The sequence below is a fragment of the Burkholderia singularis genome (genome assembly GCF_900176645.1).
Lineage (GTDB): Bacteria > Pseudomonadota > Gammaproteobacteria > Burkholderiales > Burkholderiaceae > Burkholderia > Burkholderia singularis.
Map to the genome: position 1 here is coordinate 156,558 of NZ_FXAN01000040.1, position 17,896 is coordinate 174,453.

The 17,896-nt window shown below is 66.3% G+C and carries 17 protein-coding genes; 9 read left to right on the forward strand and 8 right to left on the reverse strand.

Features of this window, described 5'->3' with window-relative positions; genetic code table 11:
- Positions 1-44: 44 nt before the first annotated feature.
- Entirely contained in the window at positions 45-1,217 is a 1,173-nt protein-coding gene (locus BSIN_RS07045; protein WP_089339954.1) for a glycosyltransferase family 4 protein, read from the forward strand.
- Positions 1,218-1,419: 202 nt separating this feature from the next.
- On the opposite strand, the gene BSIN_RS07050 is transcribed toward BSIN_RS07045, so the two are convergent.
- Together BSIN_RS07050 and BSIN_RS07055 are read right to left on the reverse strand one after the other, a co-directional pair.
- Positions 1,420-2,181, reverse strand: coding sequence for an AraC family transcriptional regulator (locus BSIN_RS07050; RefSeq protein WP_089339955.1), 762 nt, complete (start codon positions 2,179-2,181; stop codon positions 1,420-1,422).
- Positions 2,182-2,312: 131 nt separating this feature from the next.
- A complete protein-coding gene (locus BSIN_RS07055; RefSeq protein WP_069235533.1) occupies positions 2,313-2,654 on the reverse strand; it encodes an FKBP-type peptidyl-prolyl cis-trans isomerase in 342 nt (113 codons plus the stop codon).
- A gap of 306 nt (positions 2,655-2,960) precedes the next feature.
- Between BSIN_RS07055 and BSIN_RS07060 the strand changes: the two genes are divergently transcribed.
- The 3 genes from BSIN_RS07060 to BSIN_RS07070 all read left to right on the forward strand — a co-directional run bounded on the left by BSIN_RS07060 (position 2,961) and on the right by BSIN_RS07070 (position 5,227).
- Positions 2,961-3,875: a metal-dependent hydrolase gene (locus tag BSIN_RS07060; RefSeq protein ID WP_059515178.1), complete on the forward strand. Its 915-nt coding sequence runs from the start codon at positions 2,961-2,963 to the stop codon at positions 3,873-3,875.
- Between the two features lie 234 nt (positions 3,876-4,109).
- Complete coding sequence (locus BSIN_RS07065) at positions 4,110-4,529, forward strand: MbcA/ParS/Xre antitoxin family protein (protein ID WP_059515176.1); 420 nt, start codon at positions 4,110-4,112, stop codon at positions 4,527-4,529.
- Complete coding sequence (locus BSIN_RS07070) at positions 4,520-5,227, forward strand: RES family NAD+ phosphorylase (RefSeq protein ID WP_089339956.1); 708 nt, start codon at positions 4,520-4,522, stop codon at positions 5,225-5,227. Before BSIN_RS07065 ends, BSIN_RS07070 begins: the two co-directional genes overlap by 10 nt.
- A 30-nt stretch (positions 5,228-5,257) precedes the next feature.
- Here BSIN_RS07070 and BSIN_RS07075 read toward each other — a convergent pair whose 3' ends face one another.
- On the reverse strand, positions 5,258-5,989 hold the full coding sequence (locus BSIN_RS07075; RefSeq protein WP_089339957.1) for a metallophosphoesterase: 732 nt from the start codon (positions 5,987-5,989) through the stop codon (positions 5,258-5,260).
- Between the two features lie 123 nt (positions 5,990-6,112).
- On the opposite strand from BSIN_RS07075, the gene BSIN_RS07080 reads away from it, so the two are divergent.
- On the forward strand, positions 6,113-6,766 hold the full coding sequence (locus BSIN_RS07080; RefSeq protein WP_089339958.1) for a DUF1345 domain-containing protein: 654 nt from the start codon (positions 6,113-6,115) through the stop codon (positions 6,764-6,766).
- 647 nt (positions 6,767-7,413) lie between these two features.
- Positions 7,414-9,063 (forward strand): DUF3459 domain-containing protein, encoded by a 1,650-nt coding sequence (locus BSIN_RS07085; protein ID WP_089339959.1) that lies wholly within the window; start codon positions 7,414-7,416, stop codon positions 9,061-9,063.
- A gap of 30 nt (positions 9,064-9,093) precedes the next feature.
- Here the strand turns inward: BSIN_RS07085 and BSIN_RS07090 are convergent, their stop codons facing one another.
- The 5 genes from BSIN_RS07090 to BSIN_RS07110 all read right to left on the reverse strand — a co-directional run bounded on the left by BSIN_RS07090 (position 9,094) and on the right by BSIN_RS07110 (position 14,062).
- Entirely contained in the window at positions 9,094-9,684 is a 591-nt protein-coding gene (locus BSIN_RS07090) for a thiamine phosphate synthase (RefSeq protein WP_069235538.1), read from the reverse strand.
- 212 nt (positions 9,685-9,896) lie between these two features.
- Complete coding sequence (locus BSIN_RS07095; protein ID WP_089339960.1) at positions 9,897-11,237, reverse strand: hemolysin family protein; 1,341 nt, start codon at positions 11,235-11,237, stop codon at positions 9,897-9,899.
- Positions 11,238-11,340: 103 nt separating this feature from the next.
- Positions 11,341-12,129, reverse strand: a complete 789-nt coding sequence (locus BSIN_RS07100; RefSeq protein ID WP_089339961.1) for a sensor histidine kinase — start codon at positions 12,127-12,129, stop codon at positions 11,341-11,343.
- 66 nt (positions 12,130-12,195) lie between these two features.
- Complete coding sequence (locus BSIN_RS07105) at positions 12,196-13,128, reverse strand: DMT family transporter (RefSeq protein ID WP_089339962.1); 933 nt, start codon at positions 13,126-13,128, stop codon at positions 12,196-12,198.
- 58 nt (positions 13,129-13,186) lie between these two features.
- A complete protein-coding gene (locus BSIN_RS07110) occupies positions 13,187-14,062 on the reverse strand; it encodes a LysR family transcriptional regulator (RefSeq protein ID WP_089339963.1) in 876 nt (291 codons plus the stop codon).
- A gap of 96 nt (positions 14,063-14,158) precedes the next feature.
- On the opposite strand from BSIN_RS07110, the gene BSIN_RS07115 reads away from it, so the two are divergent.
- The 3 genes from BSIN_RS07115 (at position 14,159) to BSIN_RS07135 (ending at position 17,843) form a co-directional block, all read left to right on the forward strand.
- The gene (locus BSIN_RS07115) at positions 14,159-14,542 is read left to right on the forward strand and encodes a tautomerase family protein (protein ID WP_089339964.1); all 384 of its coding nucleotides are present in this window, start codon (positions 14,159-14,161) and stop codon (positions 14,540-14,542) included.
- 312 nt (positions 14,543-14,854) lie between these two features.
- Positions 14,855-16,927 (forward strand): CHAD domain-containing protein, encoded by a 2,073-nt coding sequence (locus BSIN_RS07130; RefSeq protein ID WP_256583646.1) that lies wholly within the window; start codon positions 14,855-14,857, stop codon positions 16,925-16,927.
- 43 nt (positions 16,928-16,970) lie between these two features.
- The gene (locus BSIN_RS07135) at positions 16,971-17,843 is read left to right on the forward strand and encodes a TOBE domain-containing protein (RefSeq protein WP_173678643.1); all 873 of its coding nucleotides are present in this window, start codon (positions 16,971-16,973) and stop codon (positions 17,841-17,843) included.
- The last annotated feature ends 53 nt before the right edge of the window (positions 17,844-17,896 follow it).

Below are 17,896 nucleotides of genomic sequence, written 5' to 3' on the forward strand. Positions count from 1 at the left end.
TTGCTCGGCAGTACCGAACATGCAGCTACACAGGAGCCGTCACGATGAGTCCGACCCACAAGCTCACTGCGATCAAGTCACTGCAGATTGGCATGCATTGGTTTCCCGAGCGAGCGGGTGGGCTCGACCGGATGTATTACTCGCTCATCGGCGCGCTGCCGGCGGCGGGTGTTGCCGTGTGCGGCGTCGTCGCGGGCTCGCCGCGCGTGGCGGCCGACACGGGCGGCGCGATTCGCGGTTTCGGGCTGGCGACGCAGTCGCTGCCGCGCCGGATGGTTGCGGCTCGCCGGGCGTTGCGCGACGTGATTCGCGCGGAGCGGCCCGATGTCGTTTCGTCGCACTTTGCGCTGTATACGTTTCCCGGTCTCGACGTGACGCGCGGCATTCCGCAGGTGTCGCATTTTCAGGGGCCATGGGCCGACGAGAGCCGCGTGGAGGGCGCGCATAGGATCGGGCGAAAACTCAAGTACCGGCTCGAGCGGGCGGTCTATGCGCGCTCGTCGCATTTGATCGTGTTGTCGCGCGCGTTCGGAGAGATCCTGACGTCATGCTACGGGATCGATCCGGCGCGCGTGCGCGTCGTGCCAGGGTGCGTCGACGCGGCGCGGTTCGATTTGCCGATGACGCGAGCCGATGCGCGCCACAAGCTGCAATTGCCGCAGGACCGGCCGATCGTGCTCGCGGTGCGAAGGCTCGTGCGGCGCATGGGGCTCGAGGATTTGATCGATGCGATGCGGATTGTCAAGCGTCGCCATCCGGACGTGTTGCTATTGATCGCAGGCAGAGGGTTGCTTGCAGGCGAGCTTCAAGCGCGGATCGACGAAGCCGGCGTCAACGGCAACGTGAAGCTGCTCGGCTTCGTCCCGGATAACCATCTGGCGACGCTGTATCGCGCGGCAATGCTCAGCATCGTGCCGACTGTCGCGCTCGAAGGGTTTGGTCTCATCACGGTCGAATCGCTTGCATCCGGTACGCCGGTACTCGTCACACCCGTTGGCGGATTGCCGGAGGCGGTGGCCGGGCTGTCCGAGTCGCTCGTACTGCCGCAGACCGGCGCCGGCGCGATTGCGGGCGGGCTGATCGACGTACTATCGGGTTCGCTCGCATTGCCGGATGCCGATGCTTGCCGGCGCTATGCGATCGATCATTTCGACAATGCGGTGATTGCGCAGCGGGTGGCCGCGGTTTATCAGGAAGCGATTCGCTCCGGGGGCTGATGCATCGGCGGGGTGGGGCGGCATGGAAGACGCGCGTCGCTAACGGTGATGACGCTGTGCGATCGGCCGTGCGAGCGCATTCGCACGGAGGGCATTTGAAGCGTGGAGGGCGTGCAGAGAGGGAGATTCGGCTTCCGAAACGGTTACGCCGGCGAACCCTGTGCCCGCAACTTGGCCAGCGCGCCGGCATCTGCATGCAAGCTCATCGGCGGCCGCGCCACTGTCCCGGCGCGAGTCCGAACCGTTTGGTGAACGCGTGCGTAAATGCGCTTTGGTCGGCGAAGCCGACTTCGCCGGCAATTTCGCTAAGTGAATATTGGGAGTTGCCCAACAATACGATTGCGGCGTCGAGCCTTAGCCGTTGTAGATACCGATGCGGCGTTTCACCGAACGCGTCGCAGAAGAGTTGGTGAAAGCGCCGCATGCCGAAGCCGCAATGCGCGGCGAGATCGGCGACGCGCAGCGGCTCAGCCACGCGTGCTCGCAGCCAGCGGTCGATTCGGGTGAAATCGAGGCCAGTGGCCGGTGAGAGCGGCACGCGGTTGTCGTTGACGAGCGCACCGCATAGTTGCGCGGCCGCTTGCCAGTGCGAGCGTCGCACGCCTATCGCATCGGCTTGCGAATCGAGCACGGTGCGCGAAGCAAGTTCGGCGACGAGCAATGTGAGTGCCGGTTCGATCGATATGGTTTTCGCTCGCTCGAACAGCCGCTCGGGTATCGCGAGCGAGCCGAGCGGCAGATCGAGCACGAGCTGGCGGTTTTCGCCGAGCCCCGCATATTCGTGCCGCGAGCCGGCTGGGATCAGCCATGCGCGGCGGCGGTCGATCTGCGCCTGCCCGCCGTCGACGGTCATCGTCATCGTGCCTTCGACGCCCAGCACGATCTGATGGAAGTCGTGTACGTCCGATTCCTGCACCGCGCCGTAACGGCGCAGCGACAAGGTCGGAGAAGCAGGGCGGGTCATGATCTGGCGAAATGTCACAGGGCGGCAGGATGGGCGATGACGGGGCCGGCGGTGTGGGCGAGCGCTCGCGCGGCCCGGTATCGGCGGCCCGGCACCATATCGTTTGGGCGGGGCCGCCTGGTCACACCGGGTCAGACGTCGAGCAATTCGACTTCGAACACCAGCGTCGCGTTAGGCGGAATCACGCCGCCGGCGCCGCGCGCGCCGTAGCCGAGTTGCGGCGGAATCGTCAGACGCCGCACGCCGCCCACTTTCATCCCCTGCACGCCTTCATCCCAGCCCTTGATCACCATTCCGCCACCCAGCACGAATGCGAACGGATCGTTGCGGTCCTTGCTCGAATCGAATTTCTGACCATCGGTGAGCCAGCCGGTGTAATGGACGCTCACCGTTTGGCCCGCTTGGGCTTGTGCGCCGGAGCCTTCGGTCAGGTCTTCGTACTGGAGGCCCGATGCGGTGGTGACGACTGCCATGAGATGCTCCTGAATTGAAATGAAATGACCCGCTATTGTAGGGGAGCCGTGGCGGGCTGGCTGGATTTGCCGGTGCGTCATGCCGACGGCGGCGTTTGGAAGACAGCTACTAACGAGTGTCTTGCGGATTCGCGCTTTCACGCCATATTGTTACATTTAATGATGTAACAATTGTCGTGTTTGCTGTAGTTGGCGGTTGTGCTGCCGTGCTGCGACGAAGCCGCGCGTGGGCATACGAGCGCCGGACGCAGGGCCGAATCCGGCGCGTCCATTCTGCTGAAAGAGCAAGCAAAATAGGAGACAGCGATGGAGCATTCAGTAACTTCCGCGGACGCCGTGTTCGCGATGCCTGTTCGCCGCGATCTGCACTTCAATTTGCCGGTCGAGCGCGCGAAGAATTGGCACGGACAGGGTCCGCAAGTCTCGCACTTCTTCAATGCGTTGTCGCTGCTGTTCCCGGCTGGCGAGCGCTTCTTCATGGATTCCGTGCGCAATTACCGCGACCGCATTGAAGATCCGGTGCTGAAAAAACAAGTGCTCGGCTTTATCGGCCAGGAGGCCATGCATACGCGCGAGCATGTCGAGTACAACGAACTGATGCAGGCGAACCGGCTGCCGGCGCGACGCATCGACAAGCGCGTGTGGAGCGTGACTCGCTGGATGAAGAAAGTACTGCCGCATTCGGTGCAACTCGCTCATACGGTTGCGCTCGAGCACTACACGGCGATGTTGGCCAATTGGCTGCTGACCCAGCCGTCTGCGCTGGCCGGCTCGCACGAAAGCTACGCTCAGATGTGGCTGTGGCACGCGCTCGAAGAAACCGAGCATAAGGCGGTGTCGTTCGACGTCTGGAACGCCGTGATGAAGCCGGGGCCGGCGCGCTATTTGATTCGCGTCGGCACGTATTTGGTGACGACGCTGACGTTCTGGCCGAACGTGTTCCTGATACATTCGCAGCTGATTCGCTGGGATCGCACGTCGGACAAAAGCGTGCGCGGTCTGTGGCGCGTGGTCAAGCTGCTGTACGGCCCGCGCCACGGGATGTTTCCGAATATCGCGCGCGAGTGGCTGAGTTTCTTCAGGCCCGATTTTCATCCGTGGGATTTCGACAACCGTCATCAGTTGTCGCGCGTCGATGAGATTGCGGCGAGGGTGCGCGCACGCGACGCGCGGAGCTTTTCGCCGCCGGTCGCCGCTATTGATGCGGCGCGGCCGGCTTGATCGGCTCTGGGTATCTGTTCAATTTCATCTCATTCGATTTCGATTTCGTCCAGGCGGTTCGCGCGGTTTGTTTGCGCGAACCGATTTGTGCGATCGCAATAGCGGTCGCGTATCCCGCTCCCGAACTGGCTCTATTTTTCTCCCTCCGATTTTGAAGGGGCGGCGACCATTTTTCTTGCAAAGATCTCAAAATGGACTAATCTTGTTAGTGAATCTTTTTTGAGACTAACTGTCATGCCCCGTTCCGCTGCGAATCCGCTTCCGAATCCTCCCGAGGCCACGGTGGCGCAAATGTCGGCAGCCGGCTTGCGCGCCTTTTTCAATATTGCTCGAGACTGGGATCTGTCGACCGACGAGCAGATCGTGCTGCTCGGCTCGCCTGGCCGCTCGACGTTCTTCAAATGGAAGGCGTCGCCGCACACCGCGCGTCTTACGCACGATACGCTCGAGCGCCTGTCGCTCGTGCTCGGCATCTACAAGGCGCTGCAGATTCTGCTGCCGCAATCCGCCGCGGCTGACGCATGGGTCAAGCGGCCGAACGATGCCGCGCCGTTCCACGGTAAGCGCGCGATCGACCGGATGCTTGCGGGGAACATCAGCGATCTCGTCGCGGTTCGGCAATATCTCGATGCGGCGCGAGGCGGATGGGCGTGACTGTCTCCGGAGTGCAGCCCCCTTGGCCCACCACGCTGCTGAGCTGGACGCCCGCCTACCGCGTGATCCCCACGCGCTTTCCCGCGATCAATCTGTTCGACCGCGTTGCATCGGCCGAGGATTTCGACGCGCTCTACGCGCTGGAGGCGTTGACCAACGACCGCGTGCGCGCCGAGGTCGGCACGCTCGAACTCGTGCCGCCCGGCGAGCGCCGCTTCGGCCCCGGCTACGGGCCGATCATGGCAGCGTTTACGCACTTGAACCCGGACGGCAGCCGTTTCTCGGATGGCAGCTACGGCGTGTTCTATTGTGCGCGCTCGCGGACCACGGCAATTGCCGAGACGCGCTACCACACGTCATTATTTCTCGCGGCGACCAGGGAGCCGCCGATGCGTCAGCAGATGCGGCTCTATACGGTGGCCGCGCAAGGCGACGTGGCCGACGTGCGGGCCTGGCGCGCACGCGATCCGGCGCTGCTCGATCCGGACGACTATGCCGCGGGCCGGGCGCTTGGCCGCGCGGTGCGAAACGCGGGCGGTGCGGGCATCGTCTATCCGTCGGTGCGCGATCCCGGCGGCGAATGCCTGGCGGCGTTCAGGACAACGCTGCTGCGCGATTGCCATCACGCCGCATACCTCGAATACAACTGGAATGGCGCGACCGTCGATGCCGTGTTCGAGCTGAATCAGGTTGGCTGACGGCATCGTGCGGCCCGGCCCGCCGCCGCGCTACGGCAGCGCAATCTCAGCAGCGCGTTGACGTCGCGCGGCCGCGACCGACAGCGACCAATGTTCGCCACTTTTCGTGTCGAGCAGCGTGAGCCGGCCCGACGGGTCGAACGCGCCGGTATCGATAAACGTTTGTGCGCCGATGCGCACGATATCGTGCATGGGCGTATGTCCGCAATAGGTCGTGGACAGCCCGGCTTGCCGCGCCGGATCGGCGCGTCCATACGCAAGCTCGCGGCCCCATAGCAGCCGCGTCGCCACGTCCGGGGCGTATTCGCCGCGATCGAGTTCGGCGTCGCTGCCGAGAAACTCGGCGTGCAGCACGTTGAAGCGCGTGTCGCCTTCGCCGACGGTGCGCACGAGCGGCAATTCGCGCAGCCGCCGCTGATAGCGCGCGAGCGTGGCGTCGGGCAACCCGGCCGCCCAACTGCCGCCAATGCGCTGCCAGACGCTCATCGGCAGTGAGCCGGTTGCGACCGAGCACAGTACGTCCTCATGATTGCCGAGCACGCAAAAAAACCACGGGCGCTCGAGCAGCGCGAGCGCTTGCTCGGATTGCTCGCCGCGATCGATCAGATCGCCGACCGAGAACAGCCGGTCGCGCACCGGATCGAAACACACATTGCGCAGCAGCACGCGCAGCGGATCGACGCAGCCGTGCAGATCGCCGACGACGAAATCGCGGCCTGCGCGGTTGGCTTCGTGATGAAAAATCAGCGGGGCAGTATCCATCCGCCCATCTTAGGGCACAGTCGCGCTTGGCGCAGCCGTTGCGGGGACACAATAATCGCAGCGTTGCGCAACGCCGCAGACACGGTCTTTCATTCCACTTTCGAACGTTAATTCTCCACGACTATGACGCTCTACCCGCAAGTACTACGCAACCGTCCGCGCATGATGCTCGCGCTCGCCGCGGGCATCGCGGTTGACCTGCTGCTGCCGGGGCCTTTGCGGCCTTTCGTGCGCGCGCTGATCGGCTGGGACTGCACGGTCTGGCTGTATCTCGCGCTGATCTGGACGCAGATGATCCGCGCGCATCACGATCAGGTGCGCAAGATCGCCATGCGCGACGACGAGAAAGCAACGATCTTGCTGACCATCATTTGCGTCGCGACGGTCGCGAGCATCGCGGCGATCGTGGTCGAACTCGTCAGCGTGAAAGGCATTGGCTTTCGCTCGGGACTCGTGCATTACGCGGTGACGGGCGCGACGATGTTCGGCGCGTGGTTTCTGATTCCGACGATCTTCACGCTGCACTACGCGCGGCTCTACTATCAATCGCCGCAGGACGAGCGGGCGCTGTCGTATCCTGACAGTCATCACGAGCCGGATTATTGGGATTTCCTGTATTTTTCGTTCACGATCGCAGTCGCGTCGCAGACGTCGGACGTGTCGCTGCGCGGCCGGTCGATTCGGCGCGCGGCGCTCGCGCAGTCCATCTTGTCGTTCTATTTCAATATGGCGGTGCTAGGTTTGTCGGTGAACGTCGCGGCGGGGCTGCTCGGCTGATCGAGTGCAGGCGGACGCGCAAGTTGGCCGCGAGCGCGTGGAGAAGCGATGGCGCACGCGCACGTCCGGCGCGATCGGCCTGCGATGGAACCGGGCGTCGCCGCGCGTCGAGCGGGGCGTCGGCTGGGCGCGGCGATGCGGCCGGCTGGCTACGCGCATCGCCGCGCACGCTGTGTCTTATCGGACTACTGACCGAGCTTCGACGCCGCGCAGCCCGTGCCCGCGCATTCGCGCTCGCGTTCCGCGGGAACGGCAAGCGTGCCTGCGTCATCCCGGTGGCGCATTGCGGAGTCGCGTAATGGCCGCCGTCGCGGGTTTTGCTGCACCGACCGGTCGCGCTGCCGGATTCACGCGGGCTGGCCGTTTTCGTTCTGATTCGTCGGCTTCGCGATGCGCGGGCCTGGCGAAGCGGCCAACGGTCGGTTTGCCCGGTTCGCGAATGCCGGCTGTCGGGTGAGATTAGCCAGCAGACCAAGCCGAATCCCGCGCTTTCGGGGTCGTTCCATGTTTAAAACAGCGCTCCGGCGCTCGCTTCGGTGTGCGAATCGGCGCATACTGAATGCCCTTCTTCGTCGGACTGAAGCGTTACATGCATGCGCGCCGCACGCGGCGTTTCGCCATGCCTCTGAACGCAGGAGGAGTGCGTCATGTCCGAATGCCCTCACGATCCGTATGCGCGTCATTATTCGCACTGCCTGCCATTCGGCGCGCAGCCGTGCGGCGCGGCTTGCGCCACCACTCGCACGCATTTCCGTATCTGGGCGCCCGCATACGCGGCCGTCACGCTATTGATCGAAACCTCCGACGGCGATGCCGGCGAGCAGCCGATGACGCCCGCGGGCAACGGCTGGTTCGAGACGTTTGCCGATTGCGGCGCACATGCGCGCTATCGTTACCGGCTCGACGATACGCTGATCATTCCCGATCCCGCGTCGCGCTCGCAACCGGACGGCATCGAAGGCCCGAGCGAGGTGGTCGATCCGCGCGCGTTCACGTGGCGTCACACGTTCTGGCGCGGCCGGCCCTGGGAGGAGATCGCGCTTTACGCGGTTCAACCTGGCGCGGCAGGCGGCTATGACGGTATACGCCGCCGCTTGCCGCAGCTCGCGCAGCTTGGCGTGACGGCGCTGGAGCTGCTCGCCGCGCCCCACGCGCGCGACGACAGTTTGCCGTTCGCTCCGTGTGCCGCGCATGGCGGCCATGACGCGCTGAAGCGCCTGATCGACGATGCGCACGGCTACGGCCTCGCGGTGCTGCTCGATCTCGATTACGCCCGCTTTGGCTGCGGCACCGACGCGTTGCGCGCATACGCGCAGCCGTTTTTCCATACGCGCGACGATCCGCTGCAAGCGCCGCCGCTCGCGCTCGATCATCCTCAGGTGTGCGATTTTTTCTGCGACAACGCGTTGTTTTGGCTCGATGAATATCGCCTCGACGGGCTGCGTATTCGCGAAGCGGACCGTATCGGCAACGTCTGGCTGCGCGAAATTGCCGACCGGGTGCGCGCGGCATTGCCGGCTGACCGGATCGTGCATCTCGTGCTCGGCAGCGAACGGCATCCGTCGCATCTTGCCGATACGCATTTCGACGCGCAATGGAACGGTTGCGGCGAACGCGCGCTGTACCGGCTCACGGGCCGCCGCGAACGCGCGCATGGCGACGGCGTATCGACGCATCAGTCGATTCATGCGCTCGCGCGTGCGCTGACGGCGGGCGGCGCGGTGTTCCAACGCACGCGCGCGGCCGGCTGCGACGGCGCAATGGCGGACATCGCGTTGCCGCTGACGTCGCTCGTGCTGTCCGACGGCATCGTGCGCAGCGTGCGCGAGGCGGATCTCGTCGCGCTTGCGTTGTCGTTGCTGACGCCGCAGATTCCGCTGATCTTCGATGGCGTGGCAGGCGACCCGTCGCGCCGCCACTTCGTGCAATCGGCGCTTGCGGTGCGCGCGAAGCTGATCGCGCCGCGGCTCGTCGACGTGCGTCCGCGCAGCACCGACATGCTGCGCACGGCCGACGGTGCCGAGGCCGATGCGCTGATCGCGGCTTGGCGGCTCGGCGACGGCGAGACGCTCAGCATTGCGCTGAACCTGTCGCCGCGGCCGCTGCCGTTTCGCAACGCGCCGGCAGGGCGGATCGTGTTCGAGACGCCTGCGCGGGCGCGGGATCGGGTTGCGGACGGCGAATTGCCGCCGTATGCGCTCGTCGCGTGGCTGACGGGCGACGTCAACCGTTACGCGCTGACGCACGATGCGCGGCAGTACGCGGACGTCGCGCCTGCCTCGCTGCGCGGCATGTGATGCGCGGATCAGTCGACGCGGCCGGCTCGATCACCAAAACCCGCGAATTCCCGCGATACCGTGCGCACGATGCGCGCGGGCCAAAGGCAAATGTTCGCGCGTCATGCCGCCGAGCGCGTAGACCGGCATACGCGTTTGTGCCGCATAGTCTGCGAAGCGAGGCCAGCCGAGCGTCGGTGCGCCGGGGTGCGTGAGCGTCGGCAGGACGGGCGACAGCGTCGCGAAATCCACGCCGATACGCTGCGCGTGCCGCAGATCGTCGAGTGAATGGCACGCGGCCGAGAGCAAACCGTCTGACGCGATGGGGCGTGCACGCGCCGCGCGCAATGCGACGCTGCCCAGATGCACGCCGCTCGCACCGAGCGCGAGCGCGGCGTCGCCATCCAGCGGCCCGTTGACGATCAACCGCGCGCCGCTCGTGCGGCAGCGTGCGATCGCCTCGACGGCGAGCGCCGCGTAAGCGGCGGCATCGAGCGTTTTCGCGCGTAGCTGGACAAGCGAGCAACCCGCCGCGAGCGCGGCCGACAGCCGCTCGACGAACGCTGCGAGATCCGCGTCCGAATCAGACGCGGGCTCGGGCGTGATCAGATAGTGCGGCGGCAGCACGAGCGGGGAGGGCATTGCGTCATCCTCTGGCCGGTTCGTGGCGATAACGGGCTGGCGCGGGCCGCCATGCTTCGCCGCGAAACCGCCACGCTCGGCGAACCGGATACAACGAATGCGTCATACATCCGGCATGCGCCCGCGATGCGCGCGGCGCGCTCATACCGCCCGCACTCGGCGGCGCGACCGGCCCAAGCGCGAGGGCGCGGCGTCGCGTCGAGCCTGCCCGCTCATTCGTCCGCATCCTTGAGCACCTTCGGATACACGCGCACGAGCACGATTCGCGGCCCGCTCATTTTCTTCACGACGATATCGAAGCGTTCGAACGACACGCGCTGGCCTTCGGCCGGCAGATCGTTGAGCGCCTGGATCACAAGCCCGCCGACCGATTCGGCGCGGCCCTCGTCGATGTCGATGCCGAGCGCCTGCTCGAGCGACACGACGGGCAGGCTGCCCTTGCCGATCAAGGTGCCGTCGTCGAGGCGATTCCACTCGGCGTCGCCTTGGCGGAATTCGTCGTGAATCTGTCCGACGAGCGCGCCGAGCAGATTGTCGAGCGTCAGAAAGCCAATCGGCTTCGAGTGCCGCTCGCCGACGAGCGCGAAGTGCGGCGCGCCTTTGCGGAAGCGCCGGAACAGGTCGAGCGCGGGTGTATCGGGCTTCACGTACTGGACAGGGCGCACGTAGGCGGACAGATCGTCGAGCGACGCGTTCGCGTGCCGCGCAAGCAGCAGATCCTTCAGATGAATGAGGCCGCTCACGCGTTCACGCGCGCCGTTGTCGAACAGCGGATAGCGGCTGAAGCGGTGCCGCGCGACGACTTCCATGTTGGCCGCGAGCGGCACGTCGCGGCGCAGACCAATCATCTCGTGAGCCGGGCGCATCAGGTCCGATACGGTCATCGACGAAAAATCGAGCGAGTGCGCGAGCGTGTTCCATTCGTCGGAGCTGTACGCAAGTTTCGGCGATTTCGATGCGCCGCTCGCGTTGCGGCGGCTCTTGAGGATCAGCTTCAGTTCGTCGGTCGAATAATGCGTGTCGCTGTCGTGGCTCGCGGACAGGCCCGCGAGCCGCAGCACCGCGTTCGCGCTGGCGTTGAGCACCCAGATTGCCGGGTACATCGCCCAATAGAACGCATACAGCGGGAGCGCGACCCAGAGGCCGGTCTTCTCGGCCTGCCGGATCGCCATCGATTTCGGCGCGAGTTCGCCGACGACGATGTGCAGGAACGAGATCACCGAGAACGCGAAGACGAGCGAGATCAGGCTCACGATCCGCTGCGATTCGATGCCGGCAAGCGCGAGCACCGGTTCGAGCAATTGTGCGAACGCGGGCTCGCCGACCCAGCCGAGGCCCAGCGACGCGAGCGTGATGCCGAGCTGGCACGCGGACAGATACGCGTCGAGCCGCGAGTGGACGACTTTCAGGATGCGTCCGCGCATGCCGTGCTGGCGGGCAAGGGTTTTGACACGCGTAGCGCGCAGTTTCACGAGACCGAATTCGGCGGCGACGAAGAAGCCGTTGAGGGCCACAAGAAGCAGCGCGCCGGCGAGCGCGACGATCTGAATCAACGAAGGGACTCCATAAATGAACGAAGCGTCAGTATAAGGCTGGAAAGGAAAATGTAATGATTGCCAGTCAACATGCTGCAGCTTCGTGGCGCGGATGGCGTGGTTATTTATACGGTGCGGGCAGGGTCAGCGCGATGCTCGTCTGCATGCCGCTCGCGAGCGCATCGGACGCGAACGCGCCGCCGTGCGCGCGCGCAACCCGGTCGCATAGCGCGAACACGGCTGCGGGGCGCTTGCCGTGGCGCTCGGCGAGCGCGTCGCGCCGCGCGAACGCCTCGAACGCGTGCGGCAGCGTTGCGTCAGTCAGCACGTGCGGCTGGGCGGCGAACGTCACGGCGAAACGCATCACGTCCGCGCCGGTTTCCCATGCAAGCGTGACTTCGCCGCCGGGCGCGCTCGCGTCGATCGCGAACGTCAGCATGGTCCACAGCGCCTGGGCGATCCGTTCGCGATCGCAGTCGAGCGCCTTATCCGGCTGCACGCGCGACGCGATTACGATCGCCGTACCGCGCGCATCGCCGAGTGCAGCGCGCGCGAGCGCGACGCATTCGGCGACGAGCGCGGCGATCGGCGTGCTCGCGCGCTTGAGCGCGAGCGTGCGGGTTTCGGCGCGCGGCGCATCGACGATCGTTTCCAGCAGCGCCGTCTGCTGCTCGATGCCGGCCCGAATACCGGCGAGCGCGCGTTGCAGGCTGTCGTCGCCCGGCGTGAGCCGGCGTTCCAGCACATATGCCCAGCTTTGCATCGCGTTGAGCGGACTGCGCAGATCGTGCGACGCGATCGACAGCGCATGATCGCGCACGAACAGGGCCACTTCGGCGGCAAAGCGCGCGGCCCGCTCGTGCAGCAGCGCGGCGCCAGGCTTGGCCGGGTCGACGACGGACGGAGTCACGGTGTTTCCCTTCGCGAAATAGTCAGGAAGACAAAGGAAACGACATTATAGGGAGCGGCTTGCGCCTCAGGCGGCCAGCACGTCGTTGTCTTTGTCGCCGGCGCGGCGGCGCGCGTGATCGGGCAGCAATTGGCAGACGAGCAGCCCCCCGAGCATCAGTGCGCAGCCGAGCAGCGCACGTACCGACAGCGTTTCGCCAAGCACGGCCCAGCCGGCGATCGCGGCGAATACGCCTTCCATGCTGAAAATGACGGCCGCGTGCGCGGGCGCCGCGTCGCGTTGCGCGACGACTTGCAGCGTATAGCCGACGCCGACCGACAGCAGCCCGCCGTACAGCACCGTCGGCAGCGCGTGCTCGAGCGCCGTGACGCTGACGGGCTCGATCGCGAGCCCGAGCAGCAGGCACAGCGTGCCGCACACGGCGAATTGCATGAACGACAGCACGAGCGGATCGTGCCGGCGCGCGAAGCGGCCGACCGCCATGACATGCATCGCGATCACGATCGCGCTGCCGAGCTGGAACCAATCGCCGTACAGGATCGAGAAACGCTCGTCGACGCTCAGGAAATAGAGGCCGATCGCGGCGAGCAGCGCGCCGAGCCAGGTGCCGATGCTGGTGCGGTGCTGAAAGAATACGCCGATGACCGGCACGAGCACGACATAGAGCGACGTGATGAAGCCTGCGTTTGCGATCCTCGTGTACTGCAGGCCGACCTGCTGCAACGAGATCGACACCGCGAGCAGTGCGCCGAGCACCAGCCCTGGCAGCATCAGCGTGCGATCGCGCGCGATCGCCGCGCACTGCGAGCGCGCCGCGCCGTTGAATCGCAGGAGCGGCACGAGCACCGCCGCGCCGAGCAAAAACCGCAGCCCGGTAAACAGGAACGGGCCGATCACGTCGAGGCTCAGCCGTTGCGCGACGAATGCCGATCCCCAGATCGCGGCGGCGAGGAGCATCAGCAGATTGGCGCGGAGATGTTTGCGGGTGTCGAGATTCATGCAGTCAACGGTGGAAGGCGAATGACAGGCGTCGAACAGGTCGGCGAAATCCGACAGTCTACCGGTGTCCGGCCGTTTGCGCCGGGCCTGCGAGGCTGCCGGCAAAGCGGCGTAGCGTGTCTTTTGAGCGGGCGTCGCGCACCCGCGAATAGAGCGCGATCTGCGAATCCGGCAGCGCGGGCAGCCCCAGGCGCGCGCCGACGTCGACCAGCTCGCGCGGCGCGACGCGGCGCGCGAGCGGGCACACGGCCAGACCTGCGGCGGCCGCCGCCGCAACAGCCGCGACGCCGCCGCCCGTGAAACGCTCGCTCCACGCAATTCCGGCCCGTTCGAGCGCGCGCAACGCGGCGGCACGCACGCCGCACGGGCCGGCCAGCACGGCGAGCGGCAGAGGCTCGCCCGCGCGCGGCACCCAGCCGGGCGCGGTGAGCCACGCGAGCGGCTCGGTGAAGAGCGTTGTCGCATCGTCGCGCGGCGGATCTTCGCCGGGTTCGTGGCGAACGAACACGGCGTCGAGGCGGCGTTCGTCGTATTGCGCAAGCAGCCCCGCCGACATACCGACATGCATCGCCAGCACGAGCCCCGGATCGTGCCGGTGCAGGCTGCTGAGAACGGCCGGCAGATCCGGCACCGCGACGTGTTCGCTCACGCCGATCGACAGCCGCCGCGGGCCGGCCGACAGCGTGCCGAGCGCGCGCTCGTGCGCGTCGAGCAGATCGCGCGCGGCGGGCAGGAATGCCGCGCCTTCGGCCGACAGCATGACCCGCCGCGGCGTGCGCTCGACGAGCTGCTGCCCCAACTGCGATTCGAGCCGCTTGAGCTTCAGGCTCACGGCCGATTGCGTGGTGCCGAGCGCATCGGCGGCGCGCGTGAAGCTGGCGAGATCGGCGACCAGCACGAATGCACGGACGGCGTCGAGATCGAGCGGTTTCATTTAAAATGAAAATAGATGAAATATGGATTGATATCTGTTCATTATAGATAACTGAATCTAAGCTGCATGCATGTTCATTCCACCAGGAGGAAGACCATGCCGTTCACCCGGATCGCATTGCGCGAAGGCAAATCCGCCGAATATCGGCAGGCGTTGTCGGCCGGCGTTCATCGTGCGCTGCAGCAGGCGTTCAACGTGCCCGTCGACGACATTTTCATGACCATCACTGAGCACGGCGCCGATAATTTCTTCTACGGCCGCGACTATCTCGGCATCGCGCGCAGCGACGATCTGGTGATGATCCAGATCACCGCGAACAATACGCGCACGCTTGCCCAGAAGCGCGAGCTGTACCGGCTGATTGCCGATCAGCTCGCCGAATCGCCCGGCGTGCGCCGTGAGGATGTGTTTATCAATCTTGTCGAGGTGCTGAAAGAAAATTGGTCGTTCGGAAACGGAATCGCGCAATACGCGATTTAAGGGCTGACCTCTGCCCGCCGAACGATCGCAGGGTGCGCCGGGTTGAACGCCCGGAAATCCGGGCGCGGGGCGTGGCGTTCAGTCCCGCTGCGCAGGCGGGGCGTGCTCGGCGGCCCGGCTGCGCTCCGCGTTGCCGCTGCGCTCAACGCCGCAGGCATGCGGCGGACGGCGACATAAACGACGGATGGCGGCTGTTGAGCGGCGTTCAGCCACATCGGCCGCAAAAGGGGCCGTGTACTATGTAGAGCATCGGGGGGCACGGCGCGCATGCAATGCGCGGGGCCGGCTCAGCCAACTCCGGAGCTTTACTTCATGGTGCGTGTTCTGGAAATCGTTTTGCACTTCCAGCCTCAAGCCGGGCAAACCGGGCGTGATGCGCGCTCACGCGCCGCGCGGGATTTCGTCGCGGAGCTGGCAAAGGCGTGGCGGCTCTGTTCGACGGTAAAAATGCGTCGCGGCCACGAGCGCGTGACGATCGAGCCATGCTGTTTCGATGAAGCCGAACCCGAATCCGGAGATGGCTGGCATTGGCAAACCTGGACCGAGACCACCGCGCAAGCGCGGCGCGTGCTTGCCGTTCGTAGTCATGCGCTCGCGCCTGGCGTGACGGTGCGCGAGCAATTCGATGGCGCTTGCAAGAACGTGCACGTCGCCGCGCCCGCGATGCAGCCCGCGGAGACGGCTGTGCCGGCGGATGCGGTGCGGGCCGACGCATCGGCGAAAGAGCGTGATACTGCCGCTTCCGCTTCCGCTTCCGCTCCCGCTCCCGCTTCCGCTTCCGCTTCCGCTCCCGCTCCCGCTCCCGCTTCCGCTTCCGCTCCCGCTCCCGCTCCCGCTCCCGCTCCCGCGCGCGGGCAGCAGCTTGTCGTCGATCGTCGGCGCGGGCGCTGGCTCGATGCGCACGGCGTCGAAGTGGAACTGACGCTCGATGACGTCACGTTGGCGAGCGCGCCCGGCGTTGCCGCCGCTGCCAATGTGCGTGCGCTGCCGTTTGGCGGCGACGTTGCCGCCAGGGCTGTTGCCGCCGGCCTTCGCGCGGTTGATGGTGCACGGACTGGGACGATTGCCGCCGACGCAGGCGCGCCGCCCCGTGCGGCTACGTCGGCGGATGCCGCGAGTTCCGATGCCGGCGCGGCTGCTGACTCCGCGACTTTTGCCGCTGCCGGGCCGTCGGGGAAAAAGGCCAAGGCTGACGGAGTCCGCCACGCCGGCGCGGCCGCGAATGGGAGCGTGAGCCGTGCCGCCGCTGGCGGCGCGATTGCCGCTCATTGCGTCTCGTCGGCGGCCGGCACGGCCAGCATCGTCCCCGCACTACACCGCATTTGCGAGCTGCGTCTTTCGGTTGCCGACCCGCGCACGCCCGAGGCCCGCATCGCCGCATTGCGGGCGCTGTTCCGCGCGGCGCGCGAATTGAGCGGTGCGTGGCCGGCGTTTCCCGCGCTCGCGAGCGTGCTCGATCGCGCATGCGCTGCCGACGCGCCCAATATCCTCGGTGCGCCGCTCAAAGCGAAACCGGTCGATTTGTCGAGAATGCGCGCGCAGCGTGCGGCGGTCTTCGCGCTTGGCTGCAACGTGACCGAACAATGGTTCGGCAACGAAGCGGGGGTGCGCGCGAGCAGTGACCCCGAATATGTGCACCAGATGCGTGTCGCGCTGCGCCGGCTGCACACGCTTGCGCGGCTGTTTCCGCGGTATGCGGATGCCGGATGGAAGGAGGCGTTTTCCGCCGACCTGCGCTGGTTGGGCGGATTGCTCGGCGCGGTGCGTGATTGGGACGTCTGCGCGACGTCGACGTTTCCCACTTTCGCCGATACGGACGGCGACCCGGCCGGCTGGGCCGCGATGCTCGACGCGGCGGGCGCGCGCGGCGAAGCGGCGCGCGCCGAGTTGCGGCAGGCGCTCGGCACCGCGCGCTATGCGCGGCTCGCGCTCGCGTGGCTCGAATGGCTGTGCATGCTGGCTCATGACGATCCGTCGCACGATGACGACGCGCCATCGCTCAAGCGTCACGCGGCGAGGTGCGTGAGACGGCTGTTCGGCCGCCTACACGGCCGCGCGCGGTTGACGGTGCTTGATGCGGCCGCGAGGCATCGGGTACGCATCGATGCGAAACGGCTTCGCTATGCGCTCGAATTCTTTTTGTCGCTTACGTCGCGCCGCACGCGGGACGAGACGCTCAAGCATCTCGCGAGCATCCAGACCGTGCTCGGCGACGCGAACGACGCAGCTGTCGCGCTCGGCTCGCTTGAACGGTTGTCGGCGCCGCCGTATCAACTCGGCTTTGCGCGCGGCTACGGCGCGGCGGCGCAACGTCATGCGGCAGAGACGGCCGAAACGTTGTTGTGCCGGATGCGGGCGCCGAAAATCAGAGGCAAGCGCGCGTAATCGGCGTGACTATAATGAGTGCCTCCTGCGCCAAACTACGCCGATGAGCGCTGTCGATCCGGCCGATTCCCCTTCATCCGCCTCCCGCACCAATGCGCCGCCGTGCGATAGGCGCGAGCCGCTTGCGTTGCACGGCGAGCTTTGGGTGCGCGCGGGTGCCGAGACGCTTGGCGGCGCGGCGCGGATCGCGCTGCTCGCGGCGATCGGGGAAACGGGCTCGATCACGCGCGCCGCGAAGGCGGTGGGCCTGAGCTACAAGGGCGCGTGGGACGCGGTCGATACGATGAACAACCTCGCCGGCGAGCCGCTCGTGCTGCGCTCGACGGGCGGCAAGGGCGGCGGTGGCACGACGCTGACGCCGCGCGCGATCGCGTTGATCGCCGCCTATCGGGCGATCGAACGCGAGCACCGTCGCTTCATCGATGCGGCGAGCGCGGCCGTCGAGGGTTTCGCGCTCAATTGGGAACTCATCGGGAGAATCGGCATGAAGACGAGCGCGCGCAATCAATTGTTCGGCAAGGTCGCGTCGGTCCGGCGCGGAGCGGTCAACGACGAAGTATCGCTCGTGCTGCCCGGCGGGCAGACAATCGTCGCGGTGTTGACGCATGAGAGCACTGATGCGCTCGGGCTCGCGCCCGGCGTCGATGCCTGCGCGCTCGTGAAGGCGTCGTGGGTCGTGCTTGCGGTCGACGATGGCGCGCCGCTCAAGCTGTCGGCGCGTAACCAGTTGCACGGCATCGTCGGGACGGTCACGCGCGGCGCGGTGAACAGCGAAGTGCTGCTCGCGCTCGACGGCGGCACGACGCTTGCGGCAATCGTGACGAATGACAGCGTTGATGCGCTTGGGCTCGCGAAAGGCGCGCGCGCGATCGCGGCGTTCAAGGCATCGAGCGTGATTCTGGCGGTCAGCGGCTGATGGCTGATGGCTGATGGCTGATGGCTGATGGCTGACGGTGTGGCGGCACGGGA